General features: G+C 37.3%; 3 protein-coding genes. All 3 read right to left on the bottom strand.

Annotation, left to right across the window (positions count from 1 at the left end; translation table 11 throughout):
• On the bottom strand, window positions 1–2,179 hold a 2,179-nt coding region (locus FJR37_RS25700; protein ID WP_168467484.1), incomplete at its 3' end, for a polysaccharide biosynthesis tyrosine autokinase.
• A 290-nt stretch (window positions 2,180–2,469) separates the two neighbouring features.
• On the bottom strand, window positions 2,470–3,042 hold the full coding sequence (locus FJR37_RS25695) for a WcaF family extracellular polysaccharide biosynthesis acetyltransferase (RefSeq protein WP_039200695.1): 573 nt from the start codon (window positions 3,040–3,042) through the stop codon (window positions 2,470–2,472).
• 95 nt (window positions 3,043–3,137) lie between these two features.
• Window positions 3,138–3,275 (bottom strand): hypothetical protein, encoded by a 138-nt coding sequence (locus FJR37_RS27925; RefSeq protein WP_371416171.1) that lies wholly within the window; start codon window positions 3,273–3,275, stop codon window positions 3,138–3,140.
• Window positions 3,276–3,404 lie beyond the last annotated feature (129 nt).

Raw genomic sequence — 3,404 nt, 5'->3', positions numbered from 1 at the left:
AATTATATCCCAGTCCTCGGAATTTATCGCCGTTGACTACCGTTCCTAGTAAATTGATGGGAGATCCTTTTAGGGTATCAACAACTTGCTTGACGACTGATTTATCTGTTTTATCAATTCTGATAACTAACATGACACCATCAGTATTAATTGCTACTAGTCTAGCATCTACTAATCCTGACAAAGGAGGAGTATCATAAATCACTAAATCAAAATTCTCAGAGAAATAGTCCATCAGTTGGATCATTTTATCTGATGAGAGTAACCGCGCCGGATCAGGTGGTACAGGACCTGCCGTAATCACAGATAAACTCTTAAGTTCGGGCATTTCTTGAATTACTTGCTTGACATCTATATCTGAAGAAATTAGACTACTTAGTCCCCAGAGATTATTTAATTTTGAGAGTTTGTGAACCTTGGGTTTGCGGAGGTCACAATCTACAATTAATACTTTTTTCCCCATAATCGCGGCTGTTTTTGCCAGACTAAATGCCACCGTACTTTTACCATCTCCAGGGGTAGCAGAGGAAACAACTAAAGACTTAATTGGTTTATCAGAATTAAGCAGTTGAATATTACTATATAAAACTTGTAAAGATTCCCAAAATGATCCCTGTCCATAATAATAGCTTGATCGGGAAGGTCTACGAGCAGAAGTTTTAGCTGGTTCATCATTTACGAGAAGAGGGTCTACAACTACTTCTGGTTGTTGATTTTTGTTTATCAAGTTTAAAGATGTATTCTGAAGTAAGTTTTTATTAAAGGGAAGAGATCCTAATAAAGGCAGTCCTATCTTATCCTGGACATTTTCAACAGTGTGATAGGTATTATCAGTCTGTTCTCTCAGAGTAGCAGCACCTAGTCCTAATAAACAACTAGCCACAAATCCCAACATCAAACTGCGGGGAATATCTGGAGAAACTGGATATAGAGACTTATTAGTTGCTTGGATTAATTCCCAAGGTAGTTCTGTTTGGGCTACTTGTATTTGCAATTGCTCACGAGCAGCTAAAAAGCGATTTAAACTTTCATTGGCTATTTGTAAATTCCGTAGGATTTCAGCATATTGCCGAGACAAAACTGGCAACTGGTCTAATTTCAATTGCAGTTGTTTTTCTGCTTGTACTATATATTGATTGTCTACTTCTATTTTCTTAATTAGATCCGTAGCTTCAGATATTCTGATATTAATAGTGCGTGCTGCTTCTGCCTCAATAATAGGTAAAAGGTTGGATCTTTTTTCTTCTAAGGTGCGGATAACTGGGTTATCTGGTTGAAACCGAGTTAATTCTCCAGATAGCTGGATATCTAATTGGCGTTGTTGACTAATTAGGGTTTGATAAAGAGGGGCAGTATTGAGAATTGCTAACTGTTCTTCACGTCTCTGTAACCTGTCATAAGTAGCTCTGGCAGCGGTTAACTGTTGATTTATAGTTAGTCTTTGTTGTGTCAAAGATTGAATTTGCGAAGAAACTACTTGAGATTGGTTTTCTGGATCAATAAAATTGTATCTTTGGCGGAACATTTGCATTTCTTTTTGCAAACGTCCTAGCCTAATTCGGATTTCAGGTAGTTTTGCATCCACAAATTGAACTCCCTGACGGAGCTTTGTTTGTCGCTTGTTGAGGCTATATTTTAAATAAAAATCAGCCAGAGGGTCTAATATGAGTTTAATTTTTTGGTTATTATCACTTTTATAGTTAACTTGGATTATTTTTGATTGCCCCAAGCGACGAATAGTTAACCCTTGGGAAATGGTATTATAATCAATATCAGGATGAGATTTTTGTATTTCTTTAATAAAATCTCTCAGCAGTTCTGGACTTTGGAGAACTTGAATTTGGCTCTCATAATCTAGTCCAGATGATCTAAGTGTATTAGCGAGTCCCACGTCAATTTTCCCTAGTTCAGAGTCACTATTAACAGGTTCAACTAATATTTTGAAGTTGCCTTCATAAATTGGTACTTGTTGAAAAGTTGTATAAATAACACCACCCATAGCAACGGAAGCAACCCCCATGATGATAATTGCTCGGCGCTGTAAAAGACCAAGAAAGGACTTGAGGTTAAAATCACTAGCCTCTTCTGAAAATTGGGAAAATGTGGGATTGGGAAATAATGTAGAAACAGGAGTGGTATTATTCTGAGCGTTTTTATCGTTTGTAATTTGGTCAAGCATAGGTTCTTTTGCGGTGAATAACTGACGATGTGCAACTGTTTTTTTTTACATAGATGAGTCATAGTCTAGCAATTTTAAACGCTGATAACCACTAACTACTAAAATTTATTGATTATAGCGATATGCAATACCCTAACCAGTATGACTTAAGTAGTGAGACAGAATTAATTACACAATGTCATTGGCAATGGAACGAAGTGAAATGAAGCAATTCCAAGGGTTGTGATTGCTTCCCTTCGCTCGCAATGACTGTAAATATTTTTGTCCAATTACTTAAAACCCGCACTCCGCTAATTTTTGGTGGTGTCTGATGCCAAATTTTCCCATTCTGTCCTTTTTTTGATTGGTTTAGCCGGATTTCCTGAGTAGACGATATTCGCTTCTAAGGATTTTCCTGTGACACTACCCAATCCTAAAACTGCTCCCCGTCCAATAGTAACACCAGGTCCGATGACTGATTTTGCCGCTATCCAACTACCCTCTTGAATATGAATAGCTCCAGGAATTAGTTCAAAGTTGGGGTGATTCCAGTTATGATTACCAGTACAGAGATAAACTCCCTGAGACAAACACACATGATTTTCGATGGTAACATTAGCTAGATTATCAATCCAGGTATGTTCTCCAATCCAAACGTAATTACCAACGCTCAAGCGCCAGGGAAATTTAATTTTTACTCCTGTTTTAATACGTACACCTTTACCTATAGTAGCACCAAACAGCCTCAGTATCGAAACTTTTATAGATGATATAGGCAGCCAATAACTCTCCACTAAGGGTGAGCCAATGAAGTACCATAAAATTTGTTGACTGTATGGCGCTCCGGGTGTATAGTTTCCAAGTGTGTAATTATCTAAACGCATAAATAACTGTTTCAGTATATTTTATTTGCTTCTATTATATGTGTACTCAGTAATATTTCTGTTAAAACTCTCTGAAATGTATAATACCATCTATGCTAACCTTCAAGAATACCGCTTTTGAGATGAGACAATAGATGAAGATTATTAAAGGTGCGAGGATTTTGCCTTTGCGAAGGCGATCGCTTAAAGTAAGTTAGAGACTTCCAATTAAAAAAAATATGCCAAAATTTCATGCTGTTATTGATGAATCGTTTCTGGGCGCAGACCCTGCGCCCCTACTTTCTGAATTTTTCATGGTCAGAATCTACTAATAGTCTGTCAAGAATACCGCCTTTGCGGATGAGACAATAGGAGACTTCCAA

It is taken from the genome of Aphanizomenon sp. UHCC 0183, from assembly GCF_009712065.1.
In the GTDB taxonomy this organism is placed as follows: Bacteria; Cyanobacteriota; Cyanobacteriia; order Cyanobacteriales; family Nostocaceae; genus Dolichospermum; species Dolichospermum heterosporum.
This window is presented reverse-complemented; position numbering and strand designations above follow the sequence as displayed.

Excerpts from the sequence above, each read along its gene's own strand:
- FJR37_RS25695 (WP_039200695.1), bottom strand. The coding sequence starts at position 3,042 with ATGCGTTTAGATAATTACACACTTGGAAACTATACACCCGGAGCGCCA.
- FJR37_RS27925 (WP_371416171.1), bottom strand. The coding sequence starts at position 3,275 with ATGAAATTTTGGCATATTTTTTTTAATTGGAAGTCTCTAACTTACTTT.